This window comes from Shumkonia mesophila (assembly GCF_026163695.1).
GTDB classification, from domain to species: Bacteria; Pseudomonadota; Alphaproteobacteria; order Rhodospirillales; family Shumkoniaceae; genus Shumkonia; species Shumkonia mesophila.
Window position 1 is genome coordinate 360,581 of the sequence record NZ_JAOTID010000001.1, and the last position, 20,377, is coordinate 380,957.

General features: G+C 68.5%; 15 protein-coding genes. 5 read left to right on the forward strand and 10 right to left on the reverse strand.

All coding sequences use genetic code 11. The features are described from left to right. Positions 1-22: 22 nt before the first annotated feature. From ODR01_RS01530 to ODR01_RS01545, 4 genes are all read right to left on the reverse strand, one after another. The gene (locus ODR01_RS01530; protein ID WP_316975826.1) at positions 23-3,364 is read right to left on the reverse strand and encodes a maltotransferase domain-containing protein; all 3,342 of its coding nucleotides are present in this window, start codon (positions 3,362-3,364) and stop codon (positions 23-25) included. A 156-nt stretch (positions 3,365-3,520) separates the two neighbouring features. Continuing rightward, positions 3,521-6,004: a glycogen/starch/alpha-glucan phosphorylase gene (locus ODR01_RS01535; RefSeq protein ID WP_316975827.1), complete on the reverse strand. Its 2,484-nt coding sequence runs from the start codon at positions 6,002-6,004 to the stop codon at positions 3,521-3,523. 125 nt (positions 6,005-6,129) lie between these two features. Next, entirely contained in the window at positions 6,130-7,968 is a 1,839-nt protein-coding gene (locus tag ODR01_RS01540) for a sensor histidine kinase (protein WP_316975828.1), read from the reverse strand. Further along, positions 7,965-9,218: an FIST signal transduction protein gene (locus ODR01_RS01545; RefSeq protein ID WP_316975829.1), complete on the reverse strand. Its 1,254-nt coding sequence runs from the start codon at positions 9,216-9,218 to the stop codon at positions 7,965-7,967. The genes ODR01_RS01540 and ODR01_RS01545 overlap by 4 nt, the downstream gene beginning before the upstream one ends. A 385-nt stretch (positions 9,219-9,603) precedes the next feature. Here ODR01_RS01545 and ODR01_RS01550 point away from each other — a divergent pair, with 385 nt between their 5' ends. After that, entirely contained in the window at positions 9,604-9,828 is a 225-nt protein-coding gene (locus ODR01_RS01550; RefSeq protein WP_316975830.1) for a hypothetical protein, read from the forward strand. A 36-nt stretch (positions 9,829-9,864) separates the two neighbouring features. Here ODR01_RS01550 and ODR01_RS01555 read toward each other — a convergent pair whose 3' ends face one another. Further along, a complete protein-coding gene (locus ODR01_RS01555; protein ID WP_316975831.1) occupies positions 9,865-12,375 on the reverse strand; it encodes a Lon protease family protein in 2,511 nt (836 codons plus the stop codon). After that, complete coding sequence (locus ODR01_RS01560) at positions 12,372-12,770, reverse strand: metallopeptidase family protein (RefSeq protein ID WP_316975832.1); 399 nt, start codon at positions 12,768-12,770, stop codon at positions 12,372-12,374. The genes ODR01_RS01555 and ODR01_RS01560 overlap by 4 nt, the downstream gene beginning before the upstream one ends. Positions 12,771-12,863: 93 nt before the next feature. Between ODR01_RS01560 and ODR01_RS01565 the strand changes: the two genes are divergently transcribed. Next, positions 12,864-13,157, forward strand: a complete 294-nt coding sequence (locus ODR01_RS01565) for a 4a-hydroxytetrahydrobiopterin dehydratase (protein WP_316975833.1) — start codon at positions 12,864-12,866, stop codon at positions 13,155-13,157. On the opposite strand, the gene ODR01_RS01570 is transcribed toward ODR01_RS01565, so the two are convergent. Continuing rightward, entirely contained in the window at positions 13,132-14,064 is a 933-nt protein-coding gene (locus ODR01_RS01570) for a DMT family transporter (RefSeq protein ID WP_316975834.1), read from the reverse strand. The two genes, ODR01_RS01565 and ODR01_RS01570, sit on opposite strands and share 26 nt — an antisense overlap. A gap of 151 nt (positions 14,065-14,215) precedes the next feature. Between ODR01_RS01570 and ODR01_RS01575 the strand changes: the two genes are divergently transcribed. Beyond that, positions 14,216-15,091 carry a DMT family transporter gene (locus tag ODR01_RS01575; RefSeq protein ID WP_316975835.1) on the forward strand — a complete coding sequence of 292 codons (876 nt, stop codon included), beginning with the start codon at positions 14,216-14,218 and terminating at the stop codon, positions 15,089-15,091. Positions 15,092-15,105: 14 nt separating this feature from the next. Here the strand turns inward: ODR01_RS01575 and ODR01_RS01580 are convergent, their stop codons facing one another. Then, positions 15,106-15,945: a heparin lyase I family protein gene (locus ODR01_RS01580; RefSeq protein WP_316975836.1), complete on the reverse strand. Its 840-nt coding sequence runs from the start codon at positions 15,943-15,945 to the stop codon at positions 15,106-15,108. 364 nt (positions 15,946-16,309) lie between these two features. On the opposite strand from ODR01_RS01580, the gene ODR01_RS01585 reads away from it, so the two are divergent. Further along, positions 16,310-17,530, forward strand: a complete 1,221-nt coding sequence (locus tag ODR01_RS01585; protein WP_316975837.1) for an MFS transporter — start codon at positions 16,310-16,312, stop codon at positions 17,528-17,530. 15 nt (positions 17,531-17,545) lie between these two features. Beyond that, positions 17,546-18,043 (forward strand): DinB family protein, encoded by a 498-nt coding sequence (locus tag ODR01_RS01590; RefSeq protein WP_316975838.1) that lies wholly within the window; start codon positions 17,546-17,548, stop codon positions 18,041-18,043. Between the two features lie 13 nt (positions 18,044-18,056). Here the strand turns inward: ODR01_RS01590 and ODR01_RS01595 are convergent, their stop codons facing one another. Then, on the reverse strand, positions 18,057-19,328 hold the full coding sequence (locus ODR01_RS01595) for a class I SAM-dependent methyltransferase (protein WP_316975839.1): 1,272 nt from the start codon (positions 19,326-19,328) through the stop codon (positions 18,057-18,059). Between the two features lie 2 nt (positions 19,329-19,330). Then, positions 19,331-20,302, reverse strand: a complete 972-nt coding sequence (locus ODR01_RS01600) for an NADPH:quinone oxidoreductase family protein (RefSeq protein ID WP_316976201.1) — start codon at positions 20,300-20,302, stop codon at positions 19,331-19,333. Positions 20,303-20,377: the final 75 nt, after the last annotated feature.

Consider the following 20,377-nt stretch of genomic DNA (forward strand, 5'->3'; position numbering starts at 1 on the left):
CCTCGGCTCGGCATGATCGATGTCACGGGCGGGGCGCACGATCGTCGACGCGCGCACCGGGGTGGACCCGGAAGATGGCGGCGGGGTTCCAGTGGGGGTCGAGACGCAGGGGCTGCCACGCGCCCTGCCAGCGATGGCGTTCGCCCGACAGCATGTCCTCGACCTCGAAGCCGCCGTCGGTGCCCACCCCCATGTCGGCCAGCGGAAACTCGACATGGGCCTCGCGGACGTCGAAGGGATTGAGATTGACGGCGACGAAGATCATGTTCCGCCGGTCCGCCGTCATCTTGCCGTAGAACAGAACGTCGTCGTGGCTGGCGGCGTAAAATCGCAGGTTCTCCATCTCGTGAAGCGCGGGATTGTCGCGCCTGAGCCGGTTGATGCGCGCGATGTAATCCTTGATGTTGCCGGGGCGGTTCCAGTCCCACACCTTGTAGTCGTACTTCTCCGAGTTGTCGTACTCCTCGCGGCCGGGAATGCCGGCGTTTTCGCACAGCTCGAAGCCGTTGTAGATGCCATAGACGCTGGACAGGGTCGCGGCCAGCACGAAGCGGATCATGAAGGCCGGCCGCCCGCCCGTTTGCAGGAAGACGGGCAGGATGTCCGGCGTGTTCGGGAAGAAGTTCGGCCGCAGGTATTCCTTGACCTCGCTTTGCGTCAGCTCGCTCAGGTATTCGGTCAGTTCGTGCTTGGTGTGGCGCCAGGTGAAATAGGTGTAGGACTGCGAGAAGCCGGCCTTGGCCAGCATCTTCAGCATCGGCGGGCGGGTGAACGCCTCGGCCAGGAACAGAACGTCCGGGTGGCGGCCCTGGATGTCCTTGATCATCCATTCCCAGAACGGCACCGGCTTGGTGTGGGGATTGTCGACGCGGAAGATGCGCACGCCCTGCCCGGCCCAGAATTCGACGACGTCGCGAAGCGCGGTCCACAGGGCGTCCCGCTCGGCGCAGTGGAAGTCGACGTTGACGATGTCCTGGTACTTTTTCGGCGGATTCTCGGCGTACTTGATGGTGCCGTCGGGACGGAAGCTGAACCATTCCGGGTGCTCCTTGACCCACGGATGGTCGGGCGCGCACTGGATGGCGAAATCGAGCGCCACCTCCATGCCCACGGCGCGGCAGCGGCCGATGAAGCGACGGAAATCGGCGAGCGTGCCAAGCTCGGGATGGATGGCGTCGTGGCCGCCCTCCGCCGCGCCGATGGCATAGGGGCTGCCCGGGTCGTGGGGGCCGGCGGCGAGCGTGTTGTTCGGCCCCTTGCGATGAATCCGGCCGATCGGATGGATGGGCACGAGGTAGACGACGTCGAAGCCCATGTCGCGGATTTCCGGCAGACGCCGCTCGCAGTCCGCAAAGGTGGCGCCGCGCCCCGGCACCGTCCCCTGCGAGCGGGGAAACATCTCGTACCAGGCGGCGAAGCGCGCCTGCACGCGATCGACCACGACCTCCAGCGTCTTGTAGGCGACAACCCCCTCGCGCTCCGGCCAGGCGGCCATCAGGGCCAGCAGGTCGTCTCCCATCATCACCTCGGCACGCCGGCCGGCATCGGCGGCGGCATCGAAGGCGGCCAGCCGGCCTTCCAGGGCGGTCCGGCCGGCGCCCCGGGCGCGCTCCCGGGCCCGCTCGACGATGACGCGGCCCTCGATCAGTTCCAGGGTCACGTCCTGGCCGGCGCCCCGTTTCTTGGCCAGTTCGTCGCGCCACGTCGCGAAGGCGTCGACCCACGCCTCGAGGGTATAGGCGGCCCGGCCGTTGCGCGTCAGGCGCGCCCGGCCGACCCACAGGTCGAGGCCGGCGTTGACGACCTGCATCGGCGTTTCCGACCACTCCCTGGCGCCGGCCTCGCGCACCTTGAGGACGGCCGCCACCTTGACGTGGCCGTCGGTGAAGACCTCGGCGCGCACCTCCAGCTCGTCGCCCACCTCGCGCTTGATCGGGTATTTGCCGCCGTCGATTTCGAGCGACACGTTCTGGATGATGATGGGCCTCGCCGACAGTTGGGCGCGATCGATGCGGGTGGCGGCGCCGGCCGGCCGGTCGCGGCGGGGACCGGGGGCCGGAACCACGAACAGGCGCGCCCCATGGGGCGGCACCTCCAGCAGGCCGAACGGATTGGGCGCGGCGGCGGGCGGCGCCCCCGGCGTGATCTCGCGCACGGCGCCACCGGCTTCGACGATGCCGGGGATGGCGCTGAGATCGACGGCGGCCGCGCCGTCGGGCCGGGGATTGATGGCGGTCACCACCCGTTCTCCGCCGTCGGCGGTCTGGCGCACCAGCACGGCGGCGTCGGCGGCCGCGGCATACAGCCGATACTGCGGCCCCTCCTCGTTCAGCGCCGGCCGCGCCGTCTTCATGGCGTTGACCTCGGCGATGAACGGCGACAGGTCGAACAGCGGCTCCTCCCAGTCGGCCGGACGGGTGGTGACGACATGAAGCGACCGCGTGAAGCCGTACTCGAAGCCGATCGGCATCATGACGCCGGTCGAGAAGGTGGCCGCGAACAGGTAGCGCTGGCCGCAGATCGCCTCTAGCGTGGCGGTATCGGCGACGCCCCGGCTCTGCAGTTCGGCGGCCAGGCGTGGGGTGTCGTGGCTGTCGGGGAAGGCGATGGAGGGGGCGATGTGGCGGAACTGCTCGTACTGATCGAGAAGCCAGGAACGGCGGAAGTCCCACCAGCGCGAACTGTTGAACAGGTAATCGAAGCCGCCGCCGGCGAGCGCCTCCACCTCGTCCACTCGGCAGCCCAGGGTTTCGGCGGCCAGCACGGCGCCGGAACGAACCTCGCGGGCGGCCTCGGCCACCGCCGCCCATACCGCCGCCGGCACCTTGTAGGCGGCGTCGCAGCGGAAGCCGCCGAAGCCGAGGGCGGCGTAGTGGCGCACCAAGCGCCGCCATTCCTCGACGATGGCGTCGCGCTCGGGCCGTTCGGCGTAGTCGATCTCGGCCAGATCCCCCCACACCGTCACCTTGCCCGGGTCGTCGGGGTCGACGGCGAAGGGCGATTGCACCTTGCCGTCCTCGCCCCTGACGTACCACGAGGCGCGCTCGGTCACCCACGGGTGGTCGATGGCGGTGTGGTTGATCACCAGGTCCATCATGACGGAAAGGCCGTGGCGCCCGGCCTCGGCCGTGAAGGCCGCCAGGCGGCGGTCGGTGTCGGCGGGCGGGCCGTCGCCGAACAGCGGGTTCAGGCGGTAGTAGTCGCGGACCGCATAGAGGCTGCCCGACATCCCGGGCAGATGGAAAGGATTGACGAAGACCCAGTCGAAGCCCATGGCGGCGATGCGGGAAAGGTGGCGCGACCACGCTTCGATCGGCCCGACCAGGGGTGGAAAGAGGTTATAGATTCGGGGACCGTTTTTCATGCCTTTCCCTTGCGCATGTTTTCCATATACGTCCTCGATGCGGATTTTCATCCGGGATTGCCCGCCTTTCCGCCGGGCATCTTTCTTTTGCCTCCCCGTCCCCCGAAAAAGGGGCCTTTCCCCAGCCCCGTTTGAAACGCAGCGCCTCCAATCGTCCTAGACGACGACGGGAGCCACCCCCCAGATGTCCGTCGCGTAGGAATGGATGGAGCGGTCGCTCGAAAACTTGCCCATGTGGGCGACGTTGATGATGGCCTTTCGCGTCCAGTCCTCGACATCAACAAACGTGGCGTCGACTCGTTCCTGGGATTCTAGATATGACGCGAAGTCGGCGAGCAGCAGATAGGGATCACCGCCCCGGAGCAGCTTGTCGACGACCGCGCGGTAGCGGTCGGGTTCGTCGGGCGAGAAGAAGCCTTCGGCGACCATGTCCAGCACCCGCTTCAGTTCGGCGTTCCCGTTATAGTAGCGCCACGGGTCATAGCCACGCAAATGCAGGTGTTCGGCCTCCTCGGCATTAAGCCCGAAGATGAAGATGTTGTCCTCGCCCACCTCGTCCTTGATTTCGATGTTGGCACCGTCGAGCGTGCCGATGGTCAGCGCCCCGTTGAGCGCGAACTTCATGTTGCCGGTGCCCGAGGCCTCGGTGCCGGCCGTCGAGATCTGTTCGGAGAGATCGCTGCCGGGAATGATGACGCCGGCCGCCGACACGTTGTAGTTGGGGATGAACACCACCTTCAGCAGGCCCTGCGCCGCCGGGTCCTCGTTGACCACGGCGGCCACGTCGTTGATCAGGTGGATGATCGACTTCGCCATGACGTAGCTGGGCGCCGCCTTGCCGCCGAAGATCACGGTGCGCGGCACCAGGCCGGCGCCGTTGCCGTCGCGGATGCGGTTGTAGCGGGCGACCACCTGCAGGATGTTCAGGAGCTGGCGCTTGTATTCGTGCAGCCGCTTGACCTGCACGTCGAACATCGAGGCGGGGTCGACGCGGATTTCCACCTCGCGCTGGATAAGGGCGGCCAGCTGGACCTTGTTCTGGCGCTTGATGTCGATGAAGCGGGCGCGGAATTCGGCGTCGTCGACCGACGGCGCCAGGCCCTGCAGCACCGCGAGATCGGTCGTCCAGCCGGTCCCCACCTTTTCGTCGATCAGCTTGGCCAGGCTGGGATTGGCCTGCAGCAGCCAGCGCCGCTGGGTGATGCCGTTGGTGACGTTGACGAACTTGTCGGGGTCCATGCGGTCGAAATCGGCAAACGTGCGGGTGCGCAGGATCTGCGTGTGCAGCGCCGCCACGCCGTTCACCTTGTGGCTGCCGACGATGGCGAGATGGGCCATGCGGATGCGGTGCGCGTCGTCGTCGACCAGGGACACCCGCTTGGGCACGGAAAAATCGCCAGGGAAGACCGCGCGGACGCGCTTCAGGAAGCCGTCGTTGATCCGGTAGATGATGTCCAGATGGTGCGGCAGCACCGCTTCCAGCAGGGGGACCTGCCAGGTTTCCAGCGCCTCGGGCAGCAGGGTGTGGTTGGTGTAGGAGAACACCCGCTGGGTCAGCGCCCAGGCATTTTCCCAGTCATAGCCGTGGTTGTCCATCAGCAGGCGGACCAGTTCGGGGATGGCCAGGGCCGGGTGGGTGTCGTTCAGCTGGATGGCGACCTTCTTGGGCAGGTCGTCGAGGCTGCCGTGCAGTTTCTGGAAGCGCCGGAGGATGTCCTGGATGGAGGCGCTGACGAAAAAGTACTCCTGCTTGAGGCGCAATTCCTGGCCGACCGCGGTGGCGTCGTTGGGATAGAGCACCTTGGAAAGATTTTCCGACAGGGTCTTCTCGCGCACCGCCTCGACGTAGTTGCCTTCATTGAAGGTGCCGAGATCGAACTCGCGGGTAGAGCGGGCCGACCACAGGCGCAGGTTGGTCACGGTGCGCGAGCGGAACCCCGACATCGGCACGTCGAAGGCCATGGCGATGACGTTTTCGGTGTCCACCCAATGGCACTGTTCGCGGCCGTCTGCGCCCTTAAAGGTGAGGATGCGGCCGTTGAAACGCACCGGATAGATGACGTTCGGGCGCTCGAACTCCCACGGGTTGCCGTAGCGCAGCCAGTTTTCCGGTTGCTCGACCTGCTGGCCCTTCTCGATCCGCTGGTTGAACATCCCGAACTCGTAGCGGATGCCGTAGCCGTAGCCCGGATAGCCGTGGGTGGCCAGCGAATCGAGGAAACAGGCGGCCAGCCGCCCCAGGCCGCCGTTGCCCAGCGCGGCGTCGACCTCGCAGTCGGTCACCTGGGCGATGTCGACACCCAGCCGCTTCAGCGCCTCGTCGATGACCCCGTCGACGCCAAGGTCGAGCAGGCATTGCTCCAGCCGCCGGCCGATCAGGTATTCCATCGACAGGTAGTAGACGCGCCGGGCGTCGGCGCGGTGCTGGGCCTGCGAGGTGGCCATCAGGCGTTCGCCGAGGACACCGCGGAGCAGATAGGAAAGGGCATAGTACCAGTCCCGCTCGGTCGCGAACTGGGGATCCTTGCCGACCACATGAACCATGTAGTCGAGCAGGCGCCGCTCGAGGGCCTGGGCGTCGCCGAGCATGCCGGCGCGCGCGTCGTCGCAGGGGTAGAGGGTCAGGGGATCGTTGTTCATCGTTGGTCGCTTTTCAAGCCCGCAGGATGGGTCGCGCCGGAAGCCCGGTGTCGAGACGACGCCGGAAAAGCCGTACGACCATGTCGGAGAAAAATAGGGTCCTTTTGCGAAATGCCGAGGGAATTCTATTCCCCATGGGCGGCGGCTCTAAGTCTTTTTTCGCGGCCGCCGGACGGCGCGCAGGGAAGCGTGAAGGCGGCGACGGCGCCGCGGTCGCCGCGCGAGCCGATCGACAGCTTGCCATCGTGCGCCTCGATGATCCGCTGGCAGACCAGAAGCCCGATGCCCATGTTGCCCGGCTTGGTGGTGAAAAATGGCTCGAACAGGCGGGGTCCGACGTCGGCGGGAATCCCGCAGCCGGTATCCTCGACCTCGACCTTGACGGCGTCGCCGCCGTCGATCGCGGTGCGGATGGTCACCCGGCGTTCGGCCCCGTCGTTCTCGCCCATCGCCTCGATGCTGTTGCGGGCCAGGTTGATGACCACCTGCTGGATGTGCAGGGCGTCCGCCATCACCCGGGGAAGGCCATCCTCGAGATCGAGAACGACCGACACGTCGCACTCGCCGGCCAGGGTGTCGACCAGACGCAGCGCCGAATCGATCGTCCCGTTGATATCGATCGGCGTCCGCTCCAGTTCCTCCTTCGACAGGAACCGCCGGATCCGCCGGTTGATCTCGCCGGCCCGTTCGGCCTGCTCCGACGCCTTGAGCAGGATCGGCAACAGCTCGGCCGGCGCCATGGCGCCCTTCTGCAGGCGGCGGATGCAGCCGCGGATATAGGAATTGATCGCCGCCAGCGGCTGGTTGATCTCGTGGGCGAAGCCGGCCGCCATTTCGCCCATGGCGTTGAGCCGCGAGATGTGGGAGAGCTCGGTTTGCAGGCGGCGCGTCTTCTCCTGGGCGCGCACAAGGTCGGTGAGGTCGGTATAGGACACCGCCACGCCGCCTTCCGGCGTCGGCGACTCGCGGATCATGTATCGCCGGCCGTCGGCCATCTGTTGGATGAACGATTCCCGCGGATGGCGATGGTGCTCGAGGCGCTCGCGGATGAACTCCTCCTCGCGCCCGGCCGCTTCCCCCACCAGTCCCAGGGGCACCAGGGCCCGCAGCAGGGCCTCGAACGAGATGCCGTCGCGCACGCCGTCGGCGGCCGTCGGGACGATCCGCGCATAGGCGGCGTTGGCCAGCACCAGGCGATCCTGGGCGTCGAACAGCGCGAACCCTTCGCGCAGGCTCTCGACAGCGCCGCGCAGTCTGGTCTCGCTGGCCGCCAGCGCCGCTTCCGCCTGGCGGCGCTCATCGATCTCGGTCGTCAGCGCCCGCGTGCGCTCCGCAACCCGCTGTTCCAAAAGGTCGTTGGCCTCCTGGAGCGCCCGCTCCACCTGCTTGCGGCGCACGGCGTCGCAATAGACGTTCAGCGCCGCCCGCACGATCTCCAGGTCGCCCTCCTCGAAGACGCCCGAGACGCCGACCTCCGATTTGTTGCCGGCGACCAGGACGTGATGCGTCGCCGCATCCAGCGCCCACAGGAAGCAGGGCACCCCCAGGCCCTGTTGCAGGGCTTGCGCCACCGCGTCCAGCGGCGTCCACGAATTGACGAACAGCGCCGCCGGCGGCTCGGCGATGGGCGACAGGTCCGGCGGAGCCTCGAAACCCAGCGCGTGCAGCACCATAAAGCCGCCGGTCGCCGGGTCGTGCTTCAGAATCGCCGTCTGATCGTACCAGGTGGACCGCAGAACCGCCTCGAGGAAGGCGTCGCCGATTTCCGTGGCGTCGGTAGCCGTTTCGGCGATGGTCACCGCCTCGCGGATCAGGGCGGCGACGGCCCGGCTGCGGCGCGCCTCCAGATGGGCGCGCTCGTGGGCCCGCTGCAGGCGCAGAAGCTGGCTTCCCATCTCGTCGCACTGGCGGCGATAGAAGTCGCGTTCGCGCCGGAGGTCCTGATCGGAGGTGTCCGCCGTCATCCCTGCGTCCAATGGACAACCGTCAAAACGCCCGTCCAGTCGAGCGGCCGGCTTCGCCCCATGAGCGGGGCGATCTCGACGCCCGAAAAAAATCCCAGCACCGGCATGTCGGACCGGCAAAGCCGGACCATGTCCTGCGCCTCCTCGCTGGAGGACCCGCTCACCAGCCCCGAGCGGCCGGCGCAATCGAAGTACAGGCCGAGCACGCAGGACTTGCCGGCGAGGCGCTCCATCAGCGCCTTCGTTCCCCGCTTGACCGAAGCCAGCATCATGTCGTTGTCGCGGGCCATGAACTGGACGCGGGCGCCGGTCCGGAAGTCGGCCTCGAACAGCGTCAGCGCCCCGCTCTTGGCGTCGGCGGCGACGATCAGCCGGTTGACGTAGGCCGACTCGTCATAGGGCGCGAAGGGATCGCCATGCTTCTCGCCCAGGGTCACCCTGAGCGACAGATCCCGGGCCCGCTTGTCGTCGATCGGCATGCCCAGCATCGTCTCCAGGGCCTCGATGGCGGGCCGGCCGTCCAGCTCGTAGACGACGGCGCCCTCGGCCCGGGTGATCTCCATGAACGAGCTGGCCGGAACGCAGCCGTGCAGGATCACCGTGTCGGCGGTGAGCGCCGGCGGCAGGATGACCGCCACCGCCGCGTGGCGGGTCGAGCCCTGGCCGTCGAACACGTAGCTGGCGGTGAGTTGGACATCGGCGATGGTGCCGCCCCCGACAAGATGGATGGCCATGCCGTCGAGGCCCGCATAAATGCCCTCGACCAGGCGGCTGCCGGCATGCAGGACCGGCGGCGGCCCCGAGCGGACGCTGTCGTAGAACAGGATGACCGCCGCCCCCGGCCGGGCGGCCTCGCGGATGCGCCGGCCCAGCCGTTCGCCGGCCGCCGCTTCGCCGTCATCGAGCCCCGCCTCGGCCAGGATGGCCGGTGCCCCGAGCGAGGCCGGAAAAACGGCGACGGCACATTCGAAGCCGCTGTAGCCGACCGCGTGGCGGGTGATGGTGCCGACGGCGGCGCCGCCGACCAGCGGAATGTCGCCCAAGACGTCGCGCATGGCGGCGAACGCCCTGGGGCCGTCGTGGCGCCCGCCGCTGAAGGCCACCGCCCATGCCGGCGGGTCCCCTGGCGCCAGACCGACAAGGGCCTGGCAGGCCGCCTCGCGGCAGACGACCGCCGAGTCGGGTCCGATGCCCTGTCCCAGGCCAACGGGACTTCCGGCGGCAGGCGGGGCCGCGTCGATCGAATCCATCAGTCCATCCCCCTCCGCGATCGGACGATCGCCACAAGCGAAAAACAGCGAGACCTCCCTGCCGAAGAGCGGCCGCGTCCGTATCCCTCCATCGCGAGTGCCGGCGGATTGTCCCATCGGACCCCGCCCCGATCAATCGCCGAATGCGCCCCCCGCCCCGACCGGCGGGCGGAATCTCATTCCGTGGCACGGCCGTTGAAGCACAGCGGAAGCGTTCCGGACGGCGCGATCCGTGGAATCGGCGGTCTGCGGGGTGGAATTAGGGATTTCCCGGACGCCCGTCCGGGGTTTCCCCAGTTTGTCGCTGGCCCGGGCGTCCTTTAGTCTCCAGGCTTCCGATGGATTCTGCCGCTCCCGGAGCGGCGATGGCGGGACGTGACGTGCGATGGGTAACCTGTTTTGCGGAATGATCTTCACGACCCGGGTGCCGACCGGCGAGGTGGCCTCCTGGCTCCAGAGCCATTGCGAGGGCCAGTGGGACCTGCATCCGGCCAGCGTCGAGCATGACGGGATCACCCGCAAGTTCATGGTACTGTTCGAGCGCGAACGCGACCGTTTGAATTTCGAGGCTCGCTTCTCGGCGGCACCGAGCCTCTCCCCCTCCTTCTGACCGATCCGGACGGGTCCGGCGCCCCGGCGGCGGCCGTCAATCCTCGCGCGGGTCGCGCCGCCCGGAGCGCCGCCCGGGCAGGCGTTTTTCCTCGCTCTTGCGCTCCAGCCTGGCCAACCGTTCCAGCCCTCGCACCACGGCGCGGTTGACGCTGCCGATTGGAAAGCCCCCCTTGGCGTCGGCTTCCCCGGCGGGGACGCCGGTCAGGATCTCGATGCCCTGATCGACGGTCTCCACCGCATAGATGCGGAAGGACTTCGCGGCGACGGCCTCGACGACGTCCCGGCGCAGCATCAGGTGCCTGACGTTGGCGGCGGGGATGAGGACGCCCTGGCGGCCGGTCAGGCCGCGCGCCCGGCAGACGTCGAAGAACCCCTCGATCTTCTCGTTGACGCCGCCGATCGCCTGGACCCGCCCGTGCTGGTCGACCGAGCCGGTCACCGCCCAGCCCTGGCGGATGGGAATCTCGCTCAGCGCCGAGAGCAGCGCGTACAGCTCGGCCGAGGAGGCGCTGTCGCCGTCGACCCCGGAATAGGATTGCTCGAACACCAGGCTGGCCGACAGCGACAGCGGCATCTCGCGGGCGAAACGGGTGCCGAGATAGGAGGCCAGGATCAGCACCCCCTTGGAGTGGAGCGGCCCGCCCAGGGCCACCTCGCGTTCGATGTCGACCACCTGGCCCTTGCCCAGGCGCACCCGGCAGCTGATGCGCGACGGCCGGCCGAAAGCGAAATCGTGCATCTGCAGCACGGCCAGGCCGTTGATCTGCCCCACCCGCTCGCCGCCGGTCTCGACCAAAAGGGTGCCGCGCCGGATTTCTTCCTGGATGCGCTCGCGGACCCGGTCGGCGCGATGGATGCGGGCGTCGATGGCCTTTTGCACATGCGGGGCGCCGACCACCGCCGCCCCTTCCTCGCCGGCCCAGAAGTCCGCCTCGCGCACCAGATCGACGATGCTGCCCATGTGGGTGCTGAGCTTCTCGGCATCGCCGGCCAGCCGGGCGCCGTGCTCGACGACGCGGGCCATGGCGCCGCGGTCCAGCGACTTCAGGTTCTCGCGCCGGGCCAGGGTGGCGATCAGCTTGGCGTATTGCAGCGCGCTGCCGGTGCTGCGGTCCATGCGGTTGTCGAAATCGGCCACCACCTTGAACAGCTCGCCCGCTTCCGGATCGCTTTCGGTCAGCACGTAGTAGAGCTGGGGCTCGCCCAGCAGCACCACCTTGACGTCGAGCGGGATGGGCTCGGGTTCCAGCGTCACCGTGCCCAGAAGGCCGCCGGCCTCGCCGGGCGATTCGATGCGCAGCCGGCGCGAGCGCAGGGCCCGCTTGAGGGTTTCCCAGGCGAACGGCTGGGTCAGCAGCTTGCGGGCGTCGAGGATCAGATAGCCGCCGTTGGCCCGGTGCAGGGCGCCGGCCTTGATCAGGTTGAAGTCGGTGACCAGGGTCCCGAATTCCGACAGGTGCTCGACGCGGCCGATCAGGTTGGGCAGCGTCGGATGATCCTCGTAGACCACCGGTGCGCCCGCCAACCGGCCGTCGACGCAGGCCGGTCCGTGGTCCGAGCGCCCCTCGGCCTCGTCGACCGGCGACGGGCAGGTGTTGTCGACCAGCACGTTGACGTGATAGCGCCGGTAGGGATCGGCCTCGATCTTCGACGGCGGCCGTCCCTGTGCCGCCGCCTCCGGCGCCTGCTCGAAGGACAGGAAATCGCGGACGTTCTCGACCACGTCGCGGCGCACCGCCTCCAGATGGTCGAGCACCGCGGGCAGGCCCGTCCACGGCCGCTTGGCCTCCTCGATCAGGTGGTCGACGGCCTGGCGCGTCACCTGGCGGTTGAGCTTGCGGATCTCCTGGCGCTGCGCCTTCTCCCACTTGGGGATCTCGGCCAGGTGGGCCTCCAGTTCCTTTTGCAGATCGGCCATGGCCTGGGTGCGCCGCTCCTGCTCGTCCTTCGGCAGCTTGGCGAAATCCTGCGGCTCCAGCACCTCGCCGTCGGCGACCGGCGCCAGGACGAGGCCGGCCTGGGTGCGGACAAGGGCGATGCCCTGGCTCTGCGCCCTTTCGTGCAGGCCGCCGAACGCCTCTTCGTGGCGCTGCTTGAAGCGCTGATCGATGACGGCGCGCTGCGCCCGGTAGGCGTCGCTTTCGAAGGCGGCGGGAATGGCGGCGCGCAGTTCCTCGACCAGGCGGTCCATGTCGGCGGCCAGCGGTGCCGCCCGGCCGGGCGGCAGCCGGAGCGCGCGCGGCCGGTGCGGCTCGTCGAAGTTGTTGACATAGCCCCAGTCGTCGGGAACCGGCTCGCCGGCGGCGCGCAGTTCGAGGAAACGGCGGATCAAGCTGTACTTGCCGGTGCCTTCCGGGCCCATGGCGAACAGGTTGAAGCCGTGATGCTTCATGCCGATGGCGAAACGGACCGCCGCCACCGCTCGGTCCTGGCCGATGACGTCCTCGACGGGGTCGATCTCTGCGGTGGTGGCGAAGGGGAAGTCGGCGGGGTCGCAGGGCGTGTAGAGGGCACCCGGCGGCAGGGGCTTCAGGCGGCCCGTCATATCTGCTCCTCAATGCGCTCCATGTCTTCGTCGCTGAGGCCGAAGTGATGGCCGATCTCGTGGATCAGCACGTGGCGCACGATGCGCGTCAGGTCGTCGCCGGTCTCGCACCAATAGTCGAGGATGGGCGAGCGGTAGAGGAAGATCATGTCGGGTTCCTGCCGGGCGTCGGCGACGCTCTGGCGGTCCAGCGACACGCCGCGGTAGAGGCCGAGCAGGTCGAACGGGCTTTCCAGGTCCATCTCGTCCTGGGTTTCCTCGTCGGCGAACTCCTCGATGCGGATCACCACGTCGGTGACATAGCGGCGCAGTTCGAAGGGAATGCGGGCATACGCCTCGTGGGCGATGTCCTCGATGTCGGCCAGCGAAGGCGGAACGGTGAATCGGGGTCTCATGGCGCGAACCTTACCCCGGCTTGACCCGGCGGCCAAGCGCTCCTATGTCGCCGGCAGGCAGTTCCCATCCCGGAACCCGAGAAGGAGGCCCCGATGACCGAAAAACTGACCGGCCCGGCCCGCCGTTCCGCCCTCGCCGCCCTCGACGGATGGAGCGAGGCCGACGGCCGCGACGCCATCGCCAAGGACTTCCGCTTCGCCGATTTCAACGCCGCCTTCGCCTTCATGACGCGGGTCGCGCTCAAGGCCGAGCGCATGGACCACCATCCCGAATGGAGCAACGTCTATAACCGGGTCGGCGTCGTGCTTTCCACCCACGATGCCGGCGGCGTCACGGCGCGCGACATCGAGCTGGCCCGCTTCATCGATCGGGCGGCCGCGGGGTGACGCGCCGGGCCAGTCGGGCCTCCCGCCGGGCGGTGTAGAGGGTCGCCGAAAAGATGATGGCGGCGCCCATCCCCGTCCACAGGTCGAGAACCTCGCCGAACATGACGAAGCCGGCCGCCGCCACGAAGATCAGCCGCGAGAACTCGAACGGCAGCACGGCGGTGACGTCGGCCAGCGCGTAGGCCTTGGCCATGCCCCACTGGACGCCCGAAGCGAACAGGCCCGACGCGATGAGCCACGGCCAAGTGTCGGGCGGCGGCGCCGTCCACACGAAAAGGGCGGGGATCAGCGATAGCGGCGTCGACAGCAGGGCCACCAGCAGCACCACCGTAGTCGGCGGATCGGTGCGCGACAGCACCTTCACCGACAGCGGGATGACCGCCATGAAGAGCGCGGCCAGCAGGGCGACCCACGCCCCCGCCGCCAGCGCCTCGACGCCCGGCCTCAGGATCACCAGGGTGCCGGCGAAGCCGACCGCCACCGCCCCCCAGCGGCGCACCCCCACCCGCTCGCCCAGCAGCAGGCCGGCCCCCAGGGTCGAGAACAGGGGCGCGGTAAAGGTCAGCGCGGTGACCTCGGCGATCGGCATCAGGCTCAGCGCCGAGAACCACGCCATCATCGCCGCCACGCTGGCCACGGCGCGGAACAGGTGCATCCGCCAGTTCCGCGTCGCCAGCGCCGACCGCCCCGAGCGCAGCAGCAAGGGCGACATGACAAGAAGGAAGAAGACCGTGCGGAAGAAGGCGATCTCGAAGGGATGAATCCGCCCGGCCAGGGAATGGACCACCACCGACACACCGGCGAAACTGCAGGCGGAAAACGCCATCCACAGCGCCCCCTGCACGGGCGGCGGGATGTCGGCGGCAAAGACGGCGAAACGGCGGCGGCTCATGGCGGACCGGACCATACGGAGCTTGTCCGGCGATTGCCAGAAGGAAGCGCAAAATGCCGCAAGCGGCCCCCCCGGGGGCGGAGAGGAAATCGGTTATACCGATTGCCCGTGGCGGGACGGGACGGCATACTCCGCGCCCCGCCAACCCATGTCGATAGCCCCACCCATGACCAACGCGCTGCTCTACGCCACCACCGTGCTCTTCTGGGGTACCAGCTGGCTGGCCATCAAGTTCCAGCTGGGCGTGGTGGCGCCCGAGGTGTCGATCGTCTATCGCTTCGGCGCCTCGGCCGTGATCCTGCTGGCTCTCTGCCTCGTCACCCGCCGGCGGCTGCGCTTCTCGCTGCGCGAGCACGCCTTCATGGCGGCCCAGGGACTGTGCCTTTTCTCGACCAACTTCCTGCTCATCTATTCCGCCACCCAATACCTGACCAGCGGACTGGTGGCGGTGGCGTTTTCGACCATCACGGTGATGACCATCGTGCTCGGCGCCCTCTTCTTCGGTTTCCCCGTCCGCCCGCGGGTGGCGGCCGGCGCGGCCTGCGGGCTCCTCGGCATCGGCCTGGTCTTCTGGCCGGAAATCCGGGCTTTCGATCTCGCCGCGGGCGGCAGCCTGGGCCTCGCCCTGGCCCTGGCCGGCACGACCTTCGCGACGACCGGAATGCTGCTCAGCGCCCGCAACCAGCGGGCCGGCCTGCCGGTCATTCCCAACAACGCCTGGAGCATGGCCTACGGCTTCGCCTTCATCGCGCTTTACAGCATCGCGCGCGGCATCCCCTTCACCTTCGATCCGTCGCCGACCTACGTGCTGTCGCTGCTTCACCTTGCCATCGGCGCCACGGTGATCGGCTTCTGGAGCTATCTCACCCTGGTCGGCCGTATCGGACCCGACCGAGCGGCCTATGCCTCGGTCCTCTTTCCCATCGTGGCGCTCACCCTCTCCACCCTCTTCGAGGGCTTCGCCTGGACGCCGCTGGCGCTGGGCGGCGTCGTCCTGGTGCTGGCCGGCAATGGGCTTGTCCTCGCCAAAGGCGGAAAATAGGCCCCCACCCGGGTTCAGATGGCGTCGTCCGGCAATCGTCGTTTCCTGTACTCGTCGGCGTACACCGTCATCGGCTCGGCCATGAGGTCCCGGTAAAGTCCCATTTTGAAATAGAAGGCGTTGCTGTCCGTATACCCGCCCTCGGCCGGGTAGGCGTTGACGCCCCGGTAGTCGATGATCGCCTCATCGCCAAGCCAGGCCCTGATTCGCCCGTTCCGGCCTTGCGAGAAGCGGATCTGGAACCGGAAGTCCAGCCACCGCCCCCTGATGTCCTCCTGCGTTCGGTAGAGGACGGTCGGCTGCGGCCCGGTTTTGTGGGTGATCCGCAGCTCCCCCGCGACATACCGGATGGCGATGACGGGATTGTTGGGATTGCAGTCTTCGATCGGGCAGTCCTGCTTCCACTGGGCCAGAACGAGGCGAACCGGGACAACCGGGAAATCCGGCGGGACAAAAAGGCTGAACACGTATTCATAGCTCAGGTCTTCGAGCGTCCACAGTCCCCATGATTCCATCAGTTCGGCGCGCTCCAGGCCCGATCCCCGTTCGGTCGGAATCTGGTCTCCGCCATGAAGCGTGATTCGGACGGCCCCCATTCCGGCCCTGACAACCGATGACTGCATTTCCACGGCGTCGGGAAGGAATTTGCTGCGCGACCAGATCGTGTCGAGCCGGGACGTCTCGAAGCCATCCTGAACCTGCGGCGGGGAATGTCCGAACAACCGCGAAACGGCGTGCCGGACGGCCCCCGGGTTGACATCCGGATTCACATCGCATGACGTCAGGACAAAGGCACACAAAATCGCGGCGATCTTAAGGGCTCTCACAATGTCACAACTCCAGTAGGGCATCATTTCCGGGTCGTTCCCTCCCCGGCAATTCCGACGGCCTCTTTTTGGGACGCCGGAATTCTAACTCCATTCCCCGGAAGGGATTACCCGGATGCCGTGTGCGAGTCAAATTCCTGGACGGCCCGGCGGTCATCCCCCCAATCGCCCGACGCCTTCAGCGAAGGCATCGCGCACCCCCCATGCGGCCAGGGCATTTCGTGACGCGGTCGAGTCATCCTCGCCACCTCACACCCCCCCCCGCGTCAACCCTATCGAAGGCTTTCGGGGCGCAGCCCCATCGCTTTGTCGCCATGACAATATTGTCGTCGGCAAGCGAACTCGCCGTTCCCATATGAGGCGAACGTGTCGCTTTTCGGGAGCCGTCGTCATGCCCGCCGCCGTCCGCACACCTCTCGTCGCCATCGTCTGCGGCGGGCTCATCCTCAGCCTCGCCATGGGCATCCGCCAGACCTTCGGGCTGTTCCTGCCGCCCGTGACCGCCGACCTGTGCATGGCCCGCGAGACCTTTTCGCTGGCCATGGCGGTGCAGAACCTGCTGTGGGGCGCCGTGCAGCCCGTCGTCGGCATGATCGCCGACCGCTACGGGGCGGGGCGCGTGGTGACGGCCGGGGCCGCCGCCTACGTCGCCGGGCTTGTCGTGATGTCGGGCATGGAGGGGACGGCCGGCCTGCAGATGGGCGGCGGCGTGCTGATCGGCCTGGCCATGGCCGCCACCGGCTTCTCGGTGGTGCTGGGCGCGGTGGCCCGGCGGGTGCCCGAGGAAAAGCGCAGCATGGCCTTGGGGCTGGTTTCCGCCGGCGGCTCGTTCGGCCAGTTCGCCATGGCCCCGGTCGGCCAGGCCCTGATCGCCCAGCAGGGCTGGCAGGGGGCGTTCCTGTCGATGGCGGTGCTGGCCGCCCTGATGGTGCCCCTCGCCCTTGCCGTGGCCGGGCGGCCCTCGGCGGCGGGGCGCGGCCACGGTGCGGCGACGCTGCGCGTGGCGCTGTCGGAAGCCCTCAGCCATCGCGGCTATCTGTACCTGACGGCCGGCTTCTTCGTCTGCGGCTTCCAGGTGGTGTTCGTCGCCGTCCACCTGCCGGCCTACCTCAGGGACCTGGGCCTGCCGGGCACCACGGCGGCCACCGCGCTGGCCCTGATCGGCATCTTCAACATCGCCGGCACCTATGCCTGCGGCGCCCTGGGCGGCATGTATCCCAAGAAGTGGGTGCTGGCCGGCCTTTACGTGCTGCGGGCCATGGTCATCGCCGTCTTCCTGGCCGCCCCCAAGAGTGAGATGTCGGTCTACATCTTCGCCTCCGCCTTGGGCTTCCTGTGGCTGGGCACCGTGCCGCTGACCAGCGGGCTGGTCGGCCACATCTTCGGGGTGCGCTATCTTTCCACCCTGTTCGGCATCGTCTTCTTCGGCCATCAGGTGGGCAGCTTCCTGGGCGTCTGGCTGGGCGGCGTGGTGTACGACGCCACCGGGTCCTACGACGCCATCTGGATCGCCTCCATCGTGCTCGGGCTGGCCGCCGCCCTGCTGCACGCCCCCATCGCCGAGCGGCCGCTGGCGGTACCGGCCGGCAGCGTCGCCGTCACCGCCGAGTAGCCTGGGGGGGGACGATTGCACGCGTATTTTGCCACCCTCGCCCGCTACAACGGCTGGGCCAATAGCCGCCTGTTCAGGGCCTGCCTTGCATTGACCGAGACAGACTATCGGGCACAACGCGGCGCCTTCTTCGGTTCCATCCACGGCACCCTGAACCACATCCTGGTCGCCGACAGGACGTGGATGGCGCGGCTTGCCGGGGGCGATGCCGGCATTCCCCGCCTCGACACCATCCTGCACGATGACCGCGAGGCCCTGTGGCAGGCGCGTCGTGCCGAGGACGCCGCCATCATCGCGTATATCGAATCCCTCGCCCCAGCCCGCCTGAACGATGTCCTGAAATACCGCACCTTGAGGGGAGAACACCAGCAAACGCCTCTGCCCATGGTATTGGGGCATCTGTTCAATCATGCGACCCATCACCGCGGGCAGGTCCACGGCCTGCTTTCCCAGGTCCCGGTCGACCCGCCGCCCCTCGACCTCCTCTATTTCATCCGCGGCGAGCCGGCCTAGCCAGCAACGGCACTCAGCCGGCCGGGTGGCGCAGGAACAGCTTGCCGATGCCGTTCAGCGCGGCGAACGTCTGGGCGAACTGTTGAGCGAAGGCGTCTTCCGGAAGGCTGGGATTGGCGGCCATGACCTCGGCCCGGATGGCGGCGATGGAGCGATGCCCGTCGATGCGCGCGAGAATGGCGCCGGCCAGCGGCGGCAGCGGGAATCGCAAGCCGACGCCGTCGCGATTGGCGGTCAGCGCGCCGCCCGGGCGGATGGCTTTCGCGAGGGCGGAATCCGCCGCCTCGCGCCACACCGGCACCGCCGCCTCGTCGGCGGCGTCGGCGACGCAGGGCCCGGGATGGTCGGCCTTGATGGCGTAGAAGACGTGCTTGCGCAGGTTGCCGGCCAGGTTCTCGGCGAAGGCGCAGCGGTCCAGCCACGGCAGCCGGCCGAGGCGGGCCAGGATTTGCGGGTCGGTCAGATAGGAGGCCGGATCGTAAAGCGCGGGCTCGACGAAGGCGGCGACGCGAAGGCCGGCCCCCGCCGCCAGCGCCGCCACCTCGGGCACGGTGTAGGCGCGATCCCGGCTGTGCAGCAGCAGGTCGTAGAGGCCGGCGTCGTCGCCTTGCAGGTGGTCGGCGATGAAGGGGTTGCGCTTGAGCCAGTTGGTCGGCGGCAGTTGGGCAAGCAGGCGGCGGGCCACGGCCACCCGCGCCGCCGATTCCCCTTCGTCGTCGCCGGCAAGCGCGCGCAGCATGGCCTGGGCCGGATAGACCCCGGTGCGCCCCAGCGCGCCATAGACCATGAGCCCGAGGCCGCCCCGCGGGGCCAGCACGGCGGCAAGCGCCGCCAGCCCGGCCGCCGGGTCGTCCAGGTGATGCAGCACGCCGCAGCAGTCGATGTAATCGAAGGGGCCGAGGCCGGAGCCCGGCAGGTCGAGGAGGGACAGCCGCCGGAAGGCAACGTTGGAAAGACGGCGCGCCTTGACCCGGGCCTCGGCGATGGCGAGCGAGGCTTCCGACAGGTCGATATGCACGATCTCGGCCGGGCCGCCGGCATCGCCAAGCTGCTGGGCCAGCATGACGGTGGCATCCCCGGTGCCGCCGCCGGCCACCAGCACGCGAAACGGCCGGGAGGCATCGCGCCGGCCGGCGAAGACATAGTGGTCGAGCTCGGCGAGATGGCTGGGCGAGCCGGTGATCAGGCGCCTGGCCTCGTCCCTGGGATCGCGCGCCGGATAGGGATAGGCCTCGTACTGGCGGCGCAGTTTGCCCTCGCCCCCCTTGGCGCCTCGTGCCGCCATGCTCAGCGTCCCGTCGTCAGCACGATCTTGCCGGTCGACTTGCGGCCCAGCAGGGCGTCCAAGGCCTTCCTCGCCTCGGCGAGCTCGAAGGTCATGGAGACGCGCGGCTTCAAGGCCCCCTCGGCGTACCAGCCGAGCAGCGTTTTCATCGAATCGGTCAGCAGGTCGGGCCGGTGCAGCCGGTAGGAGCCCCACCCAAAACCAAGGACGCCGATGTGCTTGACCAGCAGGATGTTGGCCGGCACCTGCGGAATGGTGCCGCTGGCGAATCCGATGACGATGATCCGCCCGCCCCAGGCGACGCAGCGCAGCGAGGCGGCGAAGGCGGCCCCGCCCACCGGATCGTAGATGACCTCGGCGCCGCGCCCGCCGGTCAACTCCAGCACCCGGGTGCGCACGTCCTCGGCCGAATGGTCGATCAGGTGATCGGCGCCGTGCTCGGCGGCGATGGCCAGTTTGGAGGGCGTGCCGGCGGTGGCGATGACGGTGGCGCCCAGCTTCTTGCCGATCTCCACCGCCGTCAGGCCGACGCCGCCGGCGGCGCCGTGCACCAGCAGCGTCTCGCCAGGCTTCAGGCCGGCGCGATCGGTAAGCGCCAGGTGCGAGGTGCCGTAGACGACGGCGAAGCCAGCCGCCGTCGTCATGTCCATGCCCTTGGGGATGGGCCAGGCGAAGCTGGAATCGGCCACCGCCTCCTCGGCGTAGCCGCCGTAGTCGAGCTTGGCGAACACCCGGTCGCCGGGCTTGAAGCCCTTGACCCCGGGCGCCGTCTCGACGACCCGTCCGGCCACCTCCATGCCCGGCGAGAAGGGCAGCGGCGGCTTGTTCTGGTAGCGGCCCTCGATCATCACCGTGTCGGCGAAGTTGACGCCGGCGGCGGCCACCGCGATGCGCAGGCCGCCCTCGATCATCGGCGGCGCCGCCGCCTCCTCGACCTTGAGCTCGCGGGGACCGCCCCAGTTCCTGCACACCATCGCCCGCACGCGCGACCTCCTTGATTGTTCCGCCGTTTTGGCCAAGGTTAACAACCCTACACCAGGCAAGCGGGA